At 34.0% G+C, this 18,252-nt stretch carries 18 protein-coding genes; 16 read left to right on the top strand and 2 right to left on the bottom strand.

The window, feature by feature from the left end; all coding sequences use genetic code 11:
- Positions 1-196: 196 nt before the first annotated feature.
- The 9 genes from DCS95_RS06595 (at position 197) to DCS95_RS06635 (ending at position 9,110) form a co-directional block, all read left to right on the top strand.
- A complete protein-coding gene (locus DCS95_RS06595) occupies positions 197-1,387 on the top strand; it encodes a pyridoxal phosphate-dependent aminotransferase (RefSeq protein ID WP_116769967.1) in 1,191 nt (396 codons plus the stop codon).
- Positions 1,387-2,403, top strand: a complete 1,017-nt coding sequence (gene murB / locus DCS95_RS06600; protein WP_116769968.1) for a UDP-N-acetylmuramate dehydrogenase — start codon at positions 1,387-1,389, stop codon at positions 2,401-2,403. The genes DCS95_RS06595 and murB overlap by 1 nt, the downstream gene beginning before the upstream one ends.
- A gap of 207 nt (positions 2,404-2,610) precedes the next feature.
- Positions 2,611-3,174: an RNA polymerase sigma factor gene (locus DCS95_RS06605; protein WP_116769969.1), complete on the top strand. Its 564-nt coding sequence runs from the start codon at positions 2,611-2,613 to the stop codon at positions 3,172-3,174.
- Positions 3,171-3,929, top strand: coding sequence for an anti-sigma factor (locus DCS95_RS06610; protein WP_116769970.1), 759 nt, complete (start codon positions 3,171-3,173; stop codon positions 3,927-3,929). The genes DCS95_RS06605 and DCS95_RS06610 overlap by 4 nt, the downstream gene beginning before the upstream one ends.
- A 74-nt stretch (positions 3,930-4,003) precedes the next feature.
- Positions 4,004-4,207 (top strand): membrane or secreted protein, encoded by a 204-nt coding sequence (locus DCS95_RS06615; protein ID WP_116769971.1) that lies wholly within the window; start codon positions 4,004-4,006, stop codon positions 4,205-4,207.
- Positions 4,208-4,250: 43 nt separating this feature from the next.
- Positions 4,251-4,811, top strand: coding sequence for an RNA polymerase sigma factor (locus DCS95_RS06620; protein WP_116769972.1), 561 nt, complete (start codon positions 4,251-4,253; stop codon positions 4,809-4,811).
- A gap of 101 nt (positions 4,812-4,912) precedes the next feature.
- Positions 4,913-5,788 (top strand): lipoyl synthase, encoded by an 876-nt coding sequence (gene lipA, locus DCS95_RS06625; protein WP_116769973.1) that lies wholly within the window; start codon positions 4,913-4,915, stop codon positions 5,786-5,788.
- 95 nt (positions 5,789-5,883) lie between these two features.
- Positions 5,884-6,894, top strand: a complete 1,011-nt coding sequence (gap, locus tag DCS95_RS06630) for a type I glyceraldehyde-3-phosphate dehydrogenase (RefSeq protein ID WP_116769974.1) — start codon at positions 5,884-5,886, stop codon at positions 6,892-6,894.
- Entirely contained in the window at positions 6,891-9,110 is a 2,220-nt protein-coding gene (locus DCS95_RS06635; RefSeq protein ID WP_341865178.1) for a hybrid sensor histidine kinase/response regulator, read from the top strand. Before gap ends, DCS95_RS06635 begins: the two co-directional genes overlap by 4 nt.
- Here the strand turns inward: DCS95_RS06635 and lpxK are convergent.
- Positions 9,091-10,038, bottom strand: a complete 948-nt coding sequence (gene lpxK / locus DCS95_RS06640) for a tetraacyldisaccharide 4'-kinase (protein WP_341865179.1) — start codon at positions 10,036-10,038, stop codon at positions 9,091-9,093. The two genes, DCS95_RS06635 and lpxK, sit on opposite strands and share 20 nt — an antisense overlap.
- Positions 10,039-10,142: 104 nt before the next feature.
- On the opposite strand from lpxK, the gene DCS95_RS06645 reads away from it, so the two are divergent.
- The 3 genes from DCS95_RS06645 (at position 10,143) to DCS95_RS06655 (ending at position 12,497) form a co-directional block, all read left to right on the top strand.
- Positions 10,143-11,237 (top strand): Nif3-like dinuclear metal center hexameric protein, encoded by a 1,095-nt coding sequence (locus DCS95_RS06645; protein WP_116770187.1) that lies wholly within the window; start codon positions 10,143-10,145, stop codon positions 11,235-11,237.
- 1 nt (position 11,238) lies between these two features.
- On the top strand, positions 11,239-12,018 hold the full coding sequence (locus tag DCS95_RS06650) for a zinc ribbon domain-containing protein (protein ID WP_116769976.1): 780 nt from the start codon (positions 11,239-11,241) through the stop codon (positions 12,016-12,018).
- 65 nt (positions 12,019-12,083) lie between these two features.
- Positions 12,084-12,497 carry a DUF4174 domain-containing protein gene (locus DCS95_RS06655; RefSeq protein WP_164674135.1) on the top strand — a complete coding sequence of 138 codons (414 nt, stop codon included), beginning with the start codon at positions 12,084-12,086 and terminating at the stop codon, positions 12,495-12,497.
- Here DCS95_RS06655 and DCS95_RS06660 read toward each other — a convergent pair whose 3' ends face one another.
- On the bottom strand, positions 12,498-13,841 hold the full coding sequence (locus DCS95_RS06660) for an FAD-dependent oxidoreductase (protein WP_116769978.1): 1,344 nt from the start codon (positions 13,839-13,841) through the stop codon (positions 12,498-12,500). It lies immediately after the preceding gene.
- Positions 13,842-13,996: 155 nt separating this feature from the next.
- Here DCS95_RS06660 and DCS95_RS06665 point away from each other — a divergent pair, with 155 nt between their 5' ends.
- From DCS95_RS06665 to DCS95_RS06680, 4 genes are read left to right on the top strand one after another with little or no spacing between them, the layout of a single operon-like run.
- A complete protein-coding gene (locus DCS95_RS06665; protein WP_116769979.1) occupies positions 13,997-14,632 on the top strand; it encodes a flavin reductase family protein in 636 nt (211 codons plus the stop codon).
- Positions 14,632-14,787: a DUF2256 domain-containing protein gene (locus tag DCS95_RS06670; protein ID WP_116769980.1), complete on the top strand. Its 156-nt coding sequence runs from the start codon at positions 14,632-14,634 to the stop codon at positions 14,785-14,787. Before DCS95_RS06665 ends, DCS95_RS06670 begins: the two co-directional genes overlap by 1 nt.
- Positions 14,780-16,075 carry a DASH family cryptochrome gene (locus DCS95_RS06675; RefSeq protein ID WP_116769981.1) on the top strand — a complete coding sequence of 432 codons (1,296 nt, stop codon included), beginning with the start codon at positions 14,780-14,782 and terminating at the stop codon, positions 16,073-16,075. Before DCS95_RS06670 ends, DCS95_RS06675 begins: the two co-directional genes overlap by 8 nt.
- 12 nt (positions 16,076-16,087) lie before the next feature.
- The gene (locus DCS95_RS06680) at positions 16,088-17,635 is read left to right on the top strand and encodes a cryptochrome/photolyase family protein (protein WP_116769982.1); all 1,548 of its coding nucleotides are present in this window, start codon (positions 16,088-16,090) and stop codon (positions 17,633-17,635) included.
- The last annotated feature ends 617 nt before the right edge of the window (positions 17,636-18,252 follow it).

Genomic DNA, 18,252 nt, shown 5'->3' on the forward strand with positions numbered 1-18,252 from the left:
CAATACTACAAATGAAAAGTAATGAAAAAAAGAAGCGTATACGTAACATAATCTTTATGAATTAGTTAAGCCTTTTTAAGATACGCATTTTTTTAACATAACCGTCAATTTTAACAACAGCATGAAATTTAAATAAACCACAATTAAATTGTAAGTGCCATTATCATTTATCACTTTTGCGTAAAATTTAATTTATATGCCATCTGTTTCGAATAAAGGGCTTACAATGCCCCAATCGCCCATTAGAAAATTAGTTCCTTTCGCAGAAAGCGCTAAAAAGAAAGGAGTGCACGTCATTCATTTGAATATTGGACAACCAGATATAAAAACTCCCCAACAAGCACTCGATGCCGTAAAGAACAATAACATTAATGTGTTGGAGTATAGCCGCACCGAAGGATCTGAAGAATTTAGGAGCAAAATTGCCAAGTATTATATTAAAAATGATATTCCGGTTACTGCAGACGATATTATTGTAACCACAGGTGGATCTGAGGCTTTGTCATTTGCCATGAATACCATTGCGGATACAGATGATGAAATAATTATTCCAGAACCGTTTTATGCCAATTATAATGGCTTTGCTACTGCATGTGGTGTAACCGTTGTACCGGTGGTATCTAAACTAGAAGATAATTTTGCCTTACCCCCTATTGAAGAGTTTGAAAAATTAATTACGAAAAGAACCAGGGCTATTTTAATATGTAACCCAGGTAACCCAACAGGATATTTATATAGCAAAGAAGAGGTACAAAAATTAGCCACTTTGGTTAAAAAGCATAACATCTTTCTGGTTGCCGACGAGGTATACAGAGAATTTACCTATGACAATAAAACACATACTTCTATTTTAAAGGAAGAAGGTTTAGAAGAGAATGCGATTGTTATTGATTCGGTCTCTAAAAGATATAGTATGTGCGGAGCCAGAATTGGCTACCTAGTCTCTAAAAACAAGGATTTTATTGCTACTGCACTTAAATTTGCACAAGCACGACTATCGCCGCCAACTTATGCACAAATTGCCAGTGAGGCCGCCTTGGATACTCCCGATAGCTACTTCGCCGAAGTAAAGGAAGAGTATGTAGCCAGAAGAAATCTACTTATTACAGAGCTAGAAAAAATAGACGGTATTAAAATTGCCAAGCCGCAAGGAGCTTTCTATTGTATTGCCGAATTACCTATTAAAGACGCAGATCACTTTGCGCAATGGTTGTTAGAGGACTTTAGCTTAGTTAACGAAACCGTAATGGTTGCACCCGCTGCAGGTTTTTATGCAACTGACGGTTTGGGTAAAAAACAAATTAGGATTGCCTACGTTCTTGATAAAGAGAGCCTAAAACGTGCGGTTTATATTTTAAGCGAGGCACTTAAAAACTACAAGGGTTAATGATTATATATGACCATTTTTCTTTAAAAAACTATAATACTTTTGGCATTGATGCTACCGCGAGGCACTTTGTAGAAGTTACAACCATTGAAGAATTACAGGACATTCTAAACAATAAAGAGTATCCAAGGAAAATTCTTATCGGTGGCGGTAGTAATATGTTGCTTACAGATTATATTGATGCCCTTTTTATTCATGTTAATTTAAAAGGCAAACAACTATTATCAGAAGATAACGACACTGCAATAGTTAAGGTCATGGCCGGAGAAAATTGGCACGACATGGTGATGTGGACACTTGAAAATGATTTTGGCGGACTTGAGAACATGTCATTAATTCCGGGAAATACCGGTACTGCCCCAATTCAGAATATTGGTGCCTATGGCGTAGAACTAAAAGACTGTTTTGTAAGTTGCGAGGCGGTGAGAATAGAAGATCAGCAGTTAGTAACACTATCAAAAGAAGAATGCAAGTTTGGCTATAGAGATTCATATTTTAAAAATGAGGGGAAAGACAAATATGTAATAACCTCGGTTACTTTTTCTTTCACCAAAAACAATCATAAAATAAATTCTGGTTACGGTGCCATTGAAAATCAATTGGAAAAAGAAAATATATTAAACCCTACCATTAAAGATATTTCCAATGCAGTCATTGCAATTCGCCAAAGTAAACTGCCAGACCCAAAAGAATTAGGTAATAGTGGTAGTTTTTTTAAAAACCCGATCGTTAACAAAGAAATTTTTAAGGAATTTAATTTAAAGTACCCTGAGGCACCTTTTTATAAGGTTTCAGATGAACTTTATAAGATACCTGCAGGTTGGCTAATAGAACAATGTGGTTTTAAAGGAAAACGTTTTGGTGATGCAGGGGTTCATACAAATCAAGCGTTGGTATTGGTCAATTATGATAATGCAACCGGTAAGGATATATTGGATCTGGCGGCAAAAATTATTGCAGAGGTCAAATCAAAATTCAATATAGAAATTAGCCCAGAGGTTAATTTAATAAAATAACCCCTGTAATAAAATTACAAGGGTTATTACCAAACCAAACCAACCAAAAACAAAGTGGGCAGTTACCAGCCGACCACTTATTCAATATATATTTTTAGAAAACGCATCATTAACAATCAATTTTATAATTTAGCGTTTAAGCATATACGGTTCAATGTTAGCATTTGGATGTCCATTCTAAAAAAAATATGTGCATCTTTTTAAATTATGAGTACTCTATTAGAAAATCATATTGTTGAATTATTACAAGAGCGAAACGAAAAAGCGATTTCACTTTTGTACGATAACTATGCTGACACCCTACTAGGTGTTGCCAACAAAGTAGTTCGCGACCCTGAACTTGCCCAAGATGTAGTTCAAGAATCTTTTGTCAAAATTTGGAAAAAAGCAGATTCTTACGACCCTAAAAAAGCAAAACTTTTTACATGGCTTTTCAGAATAACTCGCAATACCGCTATTGACAAATTAAGAAGTGTCAACACTAAAACTGATAAAGAAATCCAAATAGACGTTTCAGACGTATATACCTTAGGTGTAGAAAGTACAAGACCCGAATTAATGGATGTACAAGAACATCTAGGCAAAATTGAAGAAAAATATCAAATTGTTCTAGAAGCTCTTTTCTTTCAAGGAATGACCCAACAAGAAGCAAGTGATGAGTTGGACATCCCATTGGGCACTATTAAATCTAGACTAAAGATAGGATTACGTGAATTAGGCAAAATATATGGTCCTGCCTTAATTGCCATGATTTTAAATATTGTATTATGAAAGACAAAATAAAAATTTTCCTTGATTCCGATTTATTGGAAAAGTACCTTTTAGGAACTACTACCGAGTTGGAAAGCTTGCAAGTGGAGCGTTATATTGCCATGTACCCAGAAGTGAGGAAAACGTATGAAGAGTTACAGGAAAATCTTGAGATTTTTGCAAAACTTCATGCCATTGAAGCACCACAAGGACTAAAAGATAAAATTAATGCAAGAATTAAAGCCGAGCGTAAAGGCAGAAAACGATTCTATAGCTATGCAATAGCGGCAAGTATTACCGCGATTTTATTTATTGGTATTTCAACATTCTTTTGGAATCAAAATCAAAGCCTACAAGAAGAGAACAGTGTTGTTAGCAATAAAATAAAATTGCTTGAAGAGAATATGAAAGAGCAGTTGGAAGATGTACGTAACCAATTTATTGTTCTTAACAACCCTCAAACCAAAAAGTACAACGTTAAAGGAAATCAAAAGGCAAAAGAACTTAAAGCTGTAGCTTATATTAACCCTGTTAAAAAGTTGTCATATATCAATGTAAGTAAACTACCTAATATTCCAGAAAGCCAATGCTTTCAAATGTGGGCAGAAGTTAACGGTAAAATGATCAACCTTGGTATTATTGAAGAAGCTGGAGACCAACAAAAATTATTGGCTTTACCTTATGCAGAAAATGCAGTAGGTTATATCACTATAGAACAGAAAGGTGGCAACCATGCACCGAATGTAGAAAATATAGTTGCCAATATAGCATATTAAGCTATCTCACATAAAGTATTCTTAAAGCCCCATTTTTGGGGCTTTATTTTTTATCTTTGTATAAAATTCAGCATATGAAACTAGTATTATTGACCATAGGGTTATTAGGATTGGCTTTCGCAGGAATAGCTATTAAAATATGGTCTAAAAAAGATGGTAAGTTTGCAGGTACATGTGCCAGCCAAAGTCCGTTTTTAAATCAAGATGGGCAAGCTTGTGGTATGTGCGGCAAAATGCCAGATGAACAAGATTGTAAAAAAGATTTAATTTCGGAATAAGCAACTCTTCATTCTCAAAACAGGGGTTTTACAAAATTTATATTTGAATAAGGCAGACACATTAAAAGAAACAATATCCAAAGCTAAACAAGGCAATCAAATTGCGTTCAGCCGTTTATTAGATATGTTTTGGAACGATGTGTACGGATTTCAATTAAAACGTACTGAAAACGAAAACGATTCTGAAGACATTACTATTCAGACCTTCTCAAAAGCGTTCGATAAAATTCATACTTATAACGACGCCTATGTATTCAAAACATGGTTGATCACTATTTCAAAAAATATTCATATCGACCTGGTTAGAAAGCGTAAAAAAAGTTTGTTGGATTCGCGTAGTAACTCCGAAGCTATTACCAGTGCTTTAGATGCATCTCCATCAATGGAAGACCAACTCATACAGGAACAGAATTTAGCCGATTTATTAAGGGATATTAAAAAATTAAAACCTCATTATCAAGCGGTAATCAATTTAAGATATTTCAACGAGTTAAGTTATGCCGATATCGCAACCCAGCTAAACGAGCCTATTAACAGTGTTAAGGTAAAATTGCTTAGGGCAAAAAAGCTCCTGTCAGAAATTATCGAAGCAAGAAAAAAATAACGAATTCTATTTAACTTCATATTTTCACACTCATTTGTGTAGTATATAATTCCGCTTTATCCTCATTTTTATAGTTCGTATATTTGTATTAAAATTATAGCATGTCTACAGTTGTTAAAGAAAATGTTGCTCCACCAAAAGGAAAACCAAAATGGTTAAGGGTCAAATTACCTACAGGTAAGAAATACACCCAGCTTAGAGGTTTGGTAGATAAGTACGATCTTCACACTATTTGCACAAGTGGTAGTTGCCCTAATATGGGCGAATGTTGGGGAGAAGGTACCGCTACCTTTATGATTTTGGGAAATGTTTGCACGAGGTCATGTGGATTCTGTGGTGTAAAAACAGGTAGACCTGAAAATGTAGATTGGGCCGAACCGGAAAAGGTAGCTAGATCTATAAAAATTATGGGTATTAAGCATGCCGTAATTACTTCTGTGGATAGGGATGACCTTAAGGATATGGGCTCCATAATTTGGGCAGAAACCGTAAAGGCCATACGCCGAATGAACCCAACAACCACTTTAGAAACTTTGATACCTGATTTTCAGGGTATAGAAAAGCATTTGGATAGAATAGTAGCCGTTTCACCAGAGGTTGTATCTCACAATATGGAAACCGTTAAAAGACTTACCAGAGAAGTTCGTATACAGGCAAAGTATGAGCGTAGTCTTGAAGCTTTGAATTATTTAAAAAAGCAAGGTATAAATAGAACAAAATCTGGTATTATGCTAGGTTTGGGAGAACATGAAGATGAAGTTATTACAACCTTGGCAGATTTACGTAAGGCTGATGTAGATGTGGTAACCATTGGCCAGTATCTACAACCATCTAAAAAACACCTTCCTGTTAAAGAATTTATTACTCCAGAGCAGTTTAAAAAATATGAGGATATAGGTCTTGAAATGGGCTTTAGACATGTAGAAAGTGGTGCTTTGGTTAGATCTTCTTACAAGGCACATAAACACATACTTTAGATTTTGTAAAACATTTTAAGATTTCAAAGTTTAATTAAGCAACATAGATGCTTTTAAACTTCTGTAGTCACTAGTATAAATATTTACGGTAACCAATGCAAAAATTAAATATTGGCATCAATGGTTTCGGAAGAATAGGAAGAACCCTATTTCGCCTTTTGCAAGCACACCCTAATTTGAACGTGGTTGCAATAAATGATTTGGCAGATACCCGAACGCTTTCACACTTATTAAAGTATGACAGCATACACGGTACTTCTCCATTAGATATCACATGCGATGATACTCATATTATTGTTAATGAATCGCGTATAATTTTGCATAACGAACCTCACCCTTCCAAGATTAACTGGGCTGGTTCAAATGTAGATTTAGTAGTGGAATGTACCGGTAAGTTCAAGGATAGGGATACCTTATCTCACCATATTAAAAATGGTGCTAAAAAGGTTATTCTATCCGTTCCACCAACGGAAGATGATATTAAAATGATTGTCTTTGGCATTAACGAAAATACGTTGATGGCATCAGATGACATAATATCGAATGCATCTTGTACCACCAACAACGCAGCGCCTATGATCAAGGTGGTCAACGATTTATGTGGTATTGAACAAGCTTATATTACGACCATACATTCATATACTACCGATCAAAGTTTACACGATCAACCCCATAGAGATTTAAGAAGAGCACGCGCCGCCTCTCAATCCATTGTTCCTACAACCACGGGGGCTGCAAAGGCCTTAACAAGAATATTTCCAGAATTGGCAGATACCATCGGAGGGTGCGGTATTAGGGTACCTGTGCCTAATGGATCTTTGACTGACATTACTTTAAATGTAAAAAGAGAGACAAGTATCGAAGAAATAAATGATACTTTTGAAAAGGCTGCTCAAAATGAATTTAAGAATATCATAAACTATACTAAAGATCCAATAGTTTCTATAGACATAAACAATAGTTGTTATTCTTGTACGTTTGATTCTTTAATGACCTCTGTCATAGGCAAAATGGTAAAAATTATTGGTTGGTATGACAACGAAACAGGTTATAGCAGTAGAATTATAGATTTAATTAATTTCATTACTATTAAAAAATATATTTGAGAATTTTATTTTTAAATAAAGTATTTAAAATTTTACTAGTCCCCATTGTAATATTGGCGACTACTACTGCCGTATTTTCTCAAGACCCGATTTCCAAAAAAGATATTCAACCTTATTTTGACCAAGCAAGAAAGTTCAAAAACCAGGATAAGATCGACCTGGCTTTAGAAACATTGAACACAGCTGCTAACGAGGCCGAAAAACGTGAAGACATTAAAGGCTTAATAGATAGTCTACATGAACTTGCGCTTTTATACCTAAGAATAGATAAGGAAGGCGACACAGAATTCTATTGGGATCGTGCCAGTGTATTGCTTAAGGATATTTCTTATCCTTACGGAGATGGTATGCACAAATATATTGAAGCTATTCTATTACATAGGAGTAATAGAAATTTTCAGTCATTATTTATGCTGAACGAGGCCAAACAACTTAATAACGATCGCAATTTCTACAACAACTTACTACTGACCGAGGCGAAAGTTTATTTAAGCCTTGAAAAATATGACAGTGCCACTAAAAATTTAAATTCCCTTATCGTAAATACTGATTTATATGAGAAGGAATATTTGACCAGCCAGGCATATCTTACTCTTGCCGAGCTAAACCTAGGACTTGAAAACTACGCAGAAGCTGCCAAAAATGGCGAAAATGCATTGGCCGTTGCAGAAGACAATGGTTTTTTAGAAGATTTTAAAGATGCCAATATCCTACTAACAACCGTATATGAGAAATTAGGATTATATCAAAAATCGCTTAGTAATAGTCAAAATCTGGTTCAATTAAAAGATTCTATTTTCAATATCGAAAAGAGCAAAATAGAGGCAAAAACGGCAGATAAAATAAGGGACAATTACAAAACGGAAGAAATTGCACGTCAAGAACAGAAAATCGAAGAACTTACAGAATCTCAAAACAGGTCTGAGTTAACGGCTATTTTAACTTCCGCATTTTTGATTATCATATCATTATTGGCAGTAACCTTATACAGAAACAATCAAATAAAATTAAAGACCAACGATCTTTTACAAACAAAAAACAAAGAATTACAAATAGCTAGAGATGGTGCGGTACAAGCTATGGAAGCAAAAACAAATTTTCTTTCAACGGTTAGTCATGAGTTAAGAACACCGCTTTACGCAGTTACCGGGCTTACCCATTTATTGCTCGAGGAAAATCCTGAAGAACACCAAAAAGAACATTTAAAAGCTTTAAAATTCTCAGGAGATTATCTTCTTAATTTTATAAACGATATTCTTCATATCAATAAAATTGACGCCAATAAGCTTGAACCTTTAAATATGGAGTTCAACCTTAAAAAGGTAATTAACGAGGTAATCAATTCTTTAGGACAAAGTGCCAAATCTAACAATACCACTCTTATTCTAGAGTATGATCAAGATATCCCAAGCCATTTACTGAGCGACCCTTTAAAATTATCGCAGATTTTCATGAATTTAATCGGTAACGCCATCAAATTTACCAAAGGAGGTGAAGTAAAGGTGATATCTAAATTATTGAATAAGAATCAAGACGAAGTCACCATCTATTTTGAGGTAAAGGATAACGGAATAGGTATTTCGAAAGAAAAGCAGAAAAGTATTTTTGAGGGATTTGAACAAGGTTCTATTCAAATTAATAGGGAATATGGCGGTACCGGACTTGGCTTAACTATTGTAAAAAGTCTTTTAGGGCTGTTCAACAGTCAAATTGAACTTGAGAGTAATTTAGGCCAAGGTAGTTCATTCTTTTTTGAAATAAAGATGAAGAGTATTGATGACCTTACTGAAGATGTTTCCTTTGAAATTACTCCGAAAGATTATGACTTTAAAGGTCTTCATTTATTGATAGTTGAGGATAATAAAATAAACCAGGTCATTACTAAAAAGATGCTGACCAAAAGGGATATGACCAGTGATATTGCCAATAATGGGCATGAGGCGGTTGATTTGGCCAAAGAAAATGTTTACGATGCCATCTTAATGGATATTCATATGCCCGGAATTAGTGGTGAAGAAGCTACCATTGAAATTAGAAAATTCAACCAAGAGACTCCGATTATTGCACTTACGGCAATTTCGTTGGATGACAGTTTAGAGAGTTTTTATGCTGCCGGTTGTAACGATGTCGTAACCAAACCATTTAAACCAGATATTTTCTATCAGAAAATCGGAGAAAACATTTTTGATAAAAAAGCTAAGAATTCTTTGACATAAACTGTTTCAATTCTTCTTTGAACAACTCATTTTTCCCAAACAAAAATTCGTGCTTCACCTCTATATAATGTAGGTTTGGTATTTTTGATTTCAGGCGCACATAATCTTTTTCGGTGGTTAGAATGGTATCTTTCCTTTTTAAATTTTCTATTTCCGTTGGTTTAAAAAAGTGATGATCATTAAATCTTAAATGATCGAATACAATACCGTATGATTTTAAAAAGTTCTCTAATGGCGCCGGATTTGCTATACCCGTTACCAATGTCACCTTTTTATCTTTAAAACTTTCAAGCGATATTTCAGCTCCTTTTAAATCTGTATTATAGACCAAATAACTAAAGAATACTTTTTGATGCGATTTTGGCTTTATGCTCAAAAGAACTTTTGATTTTTCCGATTGCGATAGATTTGACGGACATTTAGTTACCACAATAACCTCTGCCCTATTTGCTTCCCTTTTAGAATCCCTTAAATCTCCTGTAGGCAAATACCAGTCTTTAGTGAATAAACTATCATAAGCTGTCAATAGAATTGAAAATTCGGGTTTTACTTTTCTATGTTGAAAAGCATCATCAAGCAAAATAACATCTGGATCAACCATTTTCTCAAGTTGATGAATACCATTTTTTCTGTCAGCATCAACGGCAACAGCTACTTTTGGAAATTTACTTTTTAGCTGAAATGGCTCATCGCCTAAATTTTCAACACTCGTTTTATCATCTGAAAGCAAAAAACCTTGAGATTTTCTTTTATACCCCCTGCTTAAAATAGCAACATCATAATTATCAGAAAGTGTACGAACCAATAACTCGATCATAGGTGTTTTACCCGTTCCCCCTACGCTTAGGTTACCTACACAAATAGTCTTTGTTGTAAAAGATATTGAAGAGAAAATACCCACATCATACAAGCGGTTTCTTAGAAACACGATTATTCCGTAAATTAATGATATGGGAAAAAGAAGTTTTCGTAACACCTGCATCGCAACGAAATTATAATAATTTATCTTTGAATAACTTATTTTTTAATAAAATGACCGTAAAAGATATTACCCAGATATTAGAAGAATTTGCTCCTCTACCATATGCCGAAGACTTTGACAATGTTGGTTTATTAGTAGGAGATGCAACTAACGAAGTAAGCGGCATACTGGTTACCTTAGATACCTTAGAAAATGTGGTTGATGAGGCCGTAGCCAAAAATTGTAACCTTATTGTTAGTTTTCATCCTATTATTTTTGGAGGATTAAAAAAGATTACCGGTAAAAATTATGTGGAACGGGTAGTTATTAAGGCCATTAAAAATGATATTTCTATTTATTCCAATCATACCGCACTCGATAATGCCAGATATGGCGTAAATGCTAAAATTTGTGATGTACTTGGCCTTTCAAATACAAAAGTGCTTCTTCCGCAAAAGAATACTATCAAAAAATTAACTACTTACGTACCTAAAAATAATATAGAGGAAGTTAAAAACGCGCTTTTTAAAACAGGTGCAGGTAATATTGGCAACTATTCCAATTGCAGCTTTACAGTTGAGGGTAACGGCAGCTATAAAGCAAATGAAGAGGCAAATCCGACAATTGGAGAAATAGGAACTACGCACATTGAAAATGAAATAATGATTACTTGTGTTTTTGGGAAGGACAGAGAATCTGCCATAACCAAAGCTTTATTAGCTTCCCACCCATATGAGGAGGTTGCCTATGACATACAGACTATAGAAAATACGAACCAACATATTGGTATGGGAATGATCGGTGAATTGGACGAAGAAGTTTCAGAACTGGAATTTCTTAATGAACTTAAGCTAAAAATGAACGCTAAATTGGTGCGCCATTCCGCTTTATTAAAAAAGCCGATTAAAAAAGTAGCTGTACTTGGTGGAAGTGGGTCGTTTGCTATTGGAGCAGCCAAAGCGGCTAAAGCAGACGTATTCGTTACCGCCGACCTTAAATATCATCAATTTTACGAGGCTGAAAATCAAATAATTTTGGCAGATATTGGACACTTTGAAACTGAGCAGTTTACAAAAAACCTTTTAGTTGATTATCTTACAAAAAAAATTCCTAATTTTGCAATCCATTTATCGGAAAGTATAACAAATCCCATCAATTATTTTTAATATGGCAAAAAAAGAAGATTCGTCTGTAGAAGCAAAGTTAAGAGCATTATATGATCTGCAATTAATTGATTCTAGGGTTGATGAAATAAGGAATGTTCGTGGTGAACTACCTTTAGAAGTAGAAGATTTGGAAGATGAAGTCCTTGGCCTAAAAACGAGAATGGATAAGCTTAAAACCGATTTAGAGAATATAAACTTTGAAATTGGAGCTAAGAAGAACCTGATTGAAGAAGCAAAGGCTTTAATAAAAAAATACGGCGAGCAGCAAAAAAATGTTCGTAACAGTAGAGAATTCAATTCTATTAGTAAAGAATTGGAGTTCCAAGAATTGGAAATTCAATTGGCAGAAAAGAACATTAAGGAGTTCAAAGCTCAAATAGAGCAAAAGAAAGCTGTGATTTCTGAAACTAAAGAACGTTTATCTGAACGCGAAGCACACTTAAAGCACAAAAAAGGTGAGCTAAACGCTATTCTTGCAGAAACAGAGAAGGAAGAAAAAGCGTTATTAGAAGAATCTATCAAGTTCCAAGATAAAATTGAGGAGCGTTTGGTTAAGGCCTATGCTCGTATCCGTAACAACGTAAAGAACGGTTTAGCGGTCGTTCCAATTGAAAGAGGTGCTTCTGGTGGTTCTTTCTTTACGATACCACCACAGGTACAAGTTGAAATTGCTTCTAGAAAGAAAATCATTACAGATGAGCACAGTGGTCGTATTTTAGTTGATCCTACGCTTGCTGAAGAAGAAAGTGAAAAAATGCAAAAAATGTTCGCTAAATTATAAAAGCAAACTTTATACATTTAAAAAGCCATCTTTAAAAGATGGCTTTTTTGTTTACATTCATATCTATGAATACATTAAAAATTGTCTCCATTTTAATAATGATGTTCAGTTCCATTACTAAAGCTCAAGATATAACCAACTTTAAATGGAACAATAGATTAATAATTCTATATGAAAACAATAACAATGTTGCCGAAGTAAATTCTGCGGTAGAAATAATTGCAAAAAATTCTGCTGGTTTAATTGAAAGAGACGTTCGAGTTTTCGTTTTTAAAAACAATGTATTCTATAGCAGCAATGGACAAGCTCTTGAAATTACAAATTCAAATACTTTACCTAAAGTTTATAATGGTTATATTTTGGTGGGTAAAGATGGCGGTATAAAATCTAAAAAATCATATCCTTTTAACTTAAACAAGATATTTGAGCTAATTGATAGTATGCCAATGCGTAAAAGTGAAATGAGGTCTAACCGGTAATTATTTTATTAGTTCCAACATCAAGTTCTCAATTTCTTCGCTATCCCACTTTTCAGCGATACCTGGGATTTTCATAACCTCTTTCATTATTTCCTCCTGTGCATCGCCTTCGGCTAGTGCTTCTGAATACGGTCTGTTTGAAAATGTAACCCTACTATATGCGGGTATCCATTTCTCTGGATGTTTTGTAGAAAAGTGTTTTTCTATTTTCTTTTGAAGTAAAAAATTTGTGTCAGCCGTTTTACTACTCATTTCCATAAAGTTTCTATAACTCAATTCAGCTATAGCATCTGCATTAGGCTTTCGTTTTTCTTGATATGTAGAAAAGATATGCCCCCAATCATCTCCAAATTCCTGAATCAATTGATCTAAAACAAAAATATCTTCGAACCCGGCATTCATTCCTTGTCCGTAAAATGGCACCACTGCATGAGCGGAATCACCTACCAGAGCAACTTTATCCCAATAGGTCCAAGGATAACATTTCATGGTTACCATGGCACTAGTTGGGTTTCTAAAGAAATCTTCGGTCAAATTTTCTATTTCATCCTTAACATTAGGAAAATAAGTATTGAAAAAATGGACGGCATCTTTTTTTGTTTTTAAACTCTCAAAAGAAATATCACCCTCAAAAGGCATAAAAAGCGTACAGGTAAAGCTACCATCTAAATTGGGCATTGCTATGAACATAAACTTGCCACGTGGCCAAATATGAAAAGAGTGCTTATCTAATTTATGTGTACCATCGGCATTGGCAGGTATGGTCAATTCTTTATAGCCTACATCAATAAAATCTTGAGAATAGTCGAACCTACTACGACGCTGCATTTTATGTCGTACTCTCGAAAAAGCACCATCACAGCCAAAAACCAGATCAAATGGATACTCTTTCCATTCACCTTTTTCTGTTTCACCTGTATAGACTATTGCTTCGGGCAAATCAATATCCCAAACTTTTTCTTCAAAACGAAAATCAACTCCATTTTCTTCAGCTAAGTCAATCATGCGTTTATTCAACACTCCCCTTGATATGGACCAAATTGCCTCACCATCTTTACCATACTTTTGAAAATATTGTTCCTTGCCTATTACATGCATGGCACGTTTATCTAAGGGTATGGCAATTTTTCTGATCTCATCTTCGATGCCCACTGTTTTCAAAGCATTCCAACCTCTATTGCTCATAGCCAGGTTAATGGACCTGCCAGAAAATTCAATATTCCTAATATCTGGTCTTCTATCAAAAACAGTAATTTTATGTCCGTATCTCTTCAAATAAATTGCTAGTAATGATCCTACTAGTCCAGAGCCTATAATGGCAATATTCTTTTTTTCTTGGGTCATGTATTGGGCTTTAAGCCTACATTAAGTGAATGTTAAAAATATGAAATTATGCCTTAATTATAAGCTTTACGGTAATAAAGTAAACAATCATTTATCCGATAAAGTTAATTTTTGTTTAATTATTTAGTATTTTTATTAAACAAAAAAGAAACACTTTGAAACATTTCAATTCTAACGACATGAAAAAAATGTCGAGTCGGTATAGGGCTCACTTGATCAATAGTTGCACTGGCTATAAATCTGCCAATCTTCTTGGCACAAAATCTTTATCGGGCTGTAGCAATTTAGCCATTTTCAATTCTGTAGTTCATATTGGTAGTAGTCCGCCAATGTTGGGCTTTATTCTAAGACCTTTAACGGTAAAGAGACACACTTACAAAAACTTTAAGGAAACGGGATTTTTCACAGTTAACCACGTTAACACTAAAATAATAGAAGAGTCACATAAAACGTCTGCAAAATATGAAGAGCAAATTTCAGAATTTACAGAAACCAATTTAACAGAAACATACTTAGATGATTTTAAGGCACCCTATGTTGGTGAGAGTATCGTAAAATTAGGCTGTAGATATATAAATGAATATGAAATTAAGGAGAATGGTTGTTTAATGATCATAGGGGCTATTGAGCATATTTATTTACCGAATGACATTTTACACGATGATGGATGGTTGCAACTGGATAAAATCAACACTATGGTCACAAATGGACTAGATGGTTATGCTTTACCCAAACTAATTCAACGGTTATCATATGCCAAACCAGATCAGCCATTACACTCCTCACTCTAATGGCTCATAAAAAGTTACACCTTCCTGTAAAGACCTGCATTACTTGTAAAAAACCATTTTCTTGGCGAAAAAAATGGGAACGCAACTGGAACAACGTAAAATACTGTAGTGAAAAATGCAAACGCCATAAACCAAAAAAGATAATACATGAATAATTTAATGTGGTTTAGAAACGACCTAAGGGTAGCAGACAACTCCTCGTTAAACAATGCTATTAAAGGTCAAACAGTTATTGCATTCTATTGTTTTGAATCTACTTTTTTTGAATATGACGAATACGGATTTAAAAGAACTGAAAAATACAGGGCTAAGTTCTTACTCGAAACGATTAGCCAACTGAAAGAAGAACTTAAAAAATTAAACATTCCTTTATTCATATATGTTGGTAGGTCTGAAGACTATTTGCCAAAACTTATTGAACACCACAACATAAACAATGTTTTTCTACAAAAAGAATGGACAAGAGACGAAGAGTTGGTACTCACCAAGGTTAAGAGCAAAGTATCATCTACCGTTCAATTTAATGAAGAGTATGATCAATTTTTATTTCATCCTACCGATATACCCTACGCAGATTTCAATTCAATTCCTGAAATATTCACCAACTTCAGAAAAAAGTGTGAAGCTAATTGCCAAGTTCGAATCTCCACATCAGCTTATAAAATAATGCCCGAATCTAATTTAATAAATACTAATACAAAATTACCCCAATTAGAAGAATTAGGTTTTGAAGATTTTAAAACACATAACTCTACGGCATTTCCTTTTAAGGGCGGAGAACAAGAAGCTAAAAAGCGAATTCAAAATTACTTTTGGGATTCACAAAAACTCGTCTTTTATAAAAAAACTAGAAATGGATTAATAGGGGTAAATTATAGTTCAAAGCTATCTGCTTGGTTGGCAAATGGAAGTATTTCTCCAAGAACCGTCTATTGGGAAGTTGTAAGATTTGAAAAAGAAATTATCAAGAACCAGAGTACCTATTGGCTGATTTTTGAACTTATTTGGCGTGATTATTTTAAGTACATATCATTAAAACATGGCGATAAGATATTCCATCTATCTGGCATTCTTCAAAAACCCTATGACTGGAAAACTGATAAGCAATCGCTAAAAAAATGGACAAACGGCAATACAAAAGAACCCTTTATTAATGCCAATATGCGGGAGTTATCGGAAACCGGATGGATGAGTAACAGAGGTAGACAAAATGTTGCCAGCTTTTGGTCTAAAGAGTTAGAACAAGATTGGCGAATGGGTGCAGCATATTTTGAAAGTATGTTAATCGATTACGATGCACACAGTAATTGGGGAAATTGGATGTACAATAGCGGAGTAGGAAACGACCCTAGAAATAGAAAATTCAATATTAAAAGTCAGGCTGAACGTTATGACAGTGCTGGTAGCTATCAACGGCTGTGGTTACAAGAAACGTTGTTTTAAAGAAAGATAAGAATGAAAATAGTACGCTTAATATTAGGTGATCAATTAAATCAAAACCATTCTTGGTTCAAAAATGTAGATGACGATATTACTTACATTATGGCCGAAATGCGCCAAGAAACAGACTATGTTAAACATCACATACAAAAAGTAATAGCTTTCTTTTTAGCCATGCGAAGTTTTAAAGAAGACCTTAGTGCCAAGGGTCATAACTTCATCTACCTTAAACTAAACGATAGTAATAATCCTCAAAATTTAAAGAACATTATTTCAATGGTAGTCAATGATTCAAATGCCGATAAATTTGAATATCAGTTGCCAGATGAGTATAGGTTAGATGAACAACTTCGAGATATATGTAACTCATTAGCTATAGCTACTTTATTTGCAGATACAGAACATTTCTACACTACAAGATTTGAGCTCCAAGATTTCTACAAAGACAAAAAACAAATGGTCATGGAGAGTTTTTATCGCATGATGCGAAAAAAGCACCAAATATTAATGTCTAACGATCAACCCGTAGGTGGAAAATGGAACTTTGACCATAGTAACCGAAATAAATGGAAAGGTCAGCCAAGCATACCTAAAGAAACAGAGTTTAAAAAAGATGTTGAAGAAATTATTGAAGAGCTAACCAAAGCCAATGTAAAAACCTTTGGGCAAGTTGAGGCTAAATTATTTATATGGCCGGTAACCAGAAAAGAATGTTTGGAGACCTTGACCTATTTTTGCAATCATCTACTTCCCCATTTTGGCGATTATCAAGATGCCATGCATGAAGATCAAAAGTTTTTATTTCATTCTAGATTATCATTTGCTATGAACAGTAAGATTCTGTCTCCCAAGGAGGTAATTAATACTGTTATAGTACACTTCAATAATAATAATAATAATAATAATAATAGCACTATTCAAATATCTCAAGTAGAAGGATTTGTACGTCAAATTTTAGGATGGAGAGAATATATGAGAGGAATTTACTGGAAAGAAATGCCCGATTATAAGTATTTAAATTCCCTTGAAAATAAAAACAAACTACCAGATTTCTTTTGGACCGGAAAAACAAATATGAACTGTTTAAAACATGCAATTGGTCAAAGTTTAAACAACTCATACGCCCATCATATTCAACGCCTAATGATTATAGGAAATTTTGCCTTACTAACTCAGATGGATCCAGATGAAGTCGACCAATGGTATTTAGGTGTTTATATTGACGCTATAGAATGGGTGGAGATTACAAATACTAGGGGCATGAGCCAATTTGCCGATGGTGGTATTGTGGCTACCAAACCATATGTAAGCAGTGCTAATTATATTAATAAAATGAGCAATTACTGTACTAACTGTTCTTATAGCCACACAAAAAAATTAGGAGAAAAAGCGTGCCCATTTAATTCTCTTTACTGGAATTTTCTGGCGGATAAGAAAGAACATTTTAAAGACAATCAACGTATGAATATGATGCTTGCCCTTCTAAATAAAATGGATGGAAATACTATAGCCGACATACAATTGAAAGCCAACGATATACTAAATAATTTAGATACCCTTTAATGATTAATTAATATGAATTTAACCTATAGAACTTAACTAAATTTTAATTTTGATATGTAGTACAATTTAACTTTCCGCGAGAGCGTCTATATATAGAAAACACCTTTTCATTAATATGAAAAGGTGTTTTTGTTTTACCAAAAATATCTAGAATATACTTTGATTAATTATACACCTTACATACTATCATAATCACCCTATTTCGTTGAACATATTGAATTTACCGATAAAGTGCCCATCTAAATTCCCTTCCTCTTTAACATCAATTTTAACAGTCTACAACAAATAAAATTAACATTTCCAATAAATTCCTACAGAATTGTAATTTTCACCTTTAACCAAAAATCTTATTCAATCAACTGAATTTCAATTTGTTATGTTTTATTTTAAAAAAAATTCAATTTTAAGTTTTAACAAAAATAAGAAAAGGACTACAAATTATTTACCACACATTTTAAGCGATTCACAACAACATTTAAATATCCCAAAACTATCACCGTTAATTCGCCAACGTAGATTCATCGACGAATAACATCGTGTGAACTATAAAATTGAGTTATTAGACAGTTAGGTACTAATTTTGAAAAAGAATTAGATCCCAAATCTGTTCTAAAAAA

Origin of the sequence: Maribacter litoralis (genome assembly GCF_003075045.1) — a bacterium.
GTDB classification, from domain to species: Bacteria; Bacteroidota; Bacteroidia; order Flavobacteriales; family Flavobacteriaceae; genus Maribacter; species Maribacter litoralis.

What these genes read in the sequence shown, in the direction of transcription:
- DCS95_RS06595 (WP_116769967.1), top strand. Translation starts at nt 197, where the DNA reads ATGCCATCTGTTTCGAATAAAGGGCTTACAATGCCCCAATCGCCCATT.
- murB (WP_116769968.1), top strand. Translation starts at nt 1,387, where the DNA reads ATGATTATATATGACCATTTTTCTTTAAAAAACTATAATACTTTTGGC.
- DCS95_RS06605 (WP_116769969.1), top strand. Translation starts at nt 2,611, where the DNA reads ATGAGTACTCTATTAGAAAATCATATTGTTGAATTATTACAAGAGCGA.
- DCS95_RS06610 (WP_116769970.1), top strand. Translation starts at nt 3,171, where the DNA reads ATGAAAGACAAAATAAAAATTTTCCTTGATTCCGATTTATTGGAAAAG.
- DCS95_RS06615 (WP_116769971.1), top strand. Translation starts at nt 4,004, where the DNA reads ATGAAACTAGTATTATTGACCATAGGGTTATTAGGATTGGCTTTCGCA.
- lipA (WP_116769973.1), top strand. Translation starts at nt 4,913, where the DNA reads ATGTCTACAGTTGTTAAAGAAAATGTTGCTCCACCAAAAGGAAAACCA.
- gap (WP_116769974.1), top strand. Translation starts at nt 5,884, where the DNA reads ATGCAAAAATTAAATATTGGCATCAATGGTTTCGGAAGAATAGGAAGA.
- DCS95_RS06645 (WP_116770187.1), top strand. Translation starts at nt 10,143, where the DNA reads ATGACCGTAAAAGATATTACCCAGATATTAGAAGAATTTGCTCCTCTA.
- DCS95_RS06650 (WP_116769976.1), top strand. Translation starts at nt 11,239, where the DNA reads ATGGCAAAAAAAGAAGATTCGTCTGTAGAAGCAAAGTTAAGAGCATTA.
- DCS95_RS06655 (WP_164674135.1), top strand. Translation starts at nt 12,084, where the DNA reads ATGAATACATTAAAAATTGTCTCCATTTTAATAATGATGTTCAGTTCC.
- DCS95_RS06660 (WP_116769978.1), bottom strand. Translation starts at nt 13,841, where the DNA reads ATGACCCAAGAAAAAAAGAATATTGCCATTATAGGCTCTGGACTAGTA.
- DCS95_RS06670 (WP_116769980.1), top strand. Translation starts at nt 14,632, where the DNA reads ATGGCTCATAAAAAGTTACACCTTCCTGTAAAGACCTGCATTACTTGT.
- DCS95_RS06675 (WP_116769981.1), top strand. Translation starts at nt 14,780, where the DNA reads ATGAATAATTTAATGTGGTTTAGAAACGACCTAAGGGTAGCAGACAAC.
- DCS95_RS06680 (WP_116769982.1), top strand. Translation starts at nt 16,088, where the DNA reads ATGAAAATAGTACGCTTAATATTAGGTGATCAATTAAATCAAAACCAT.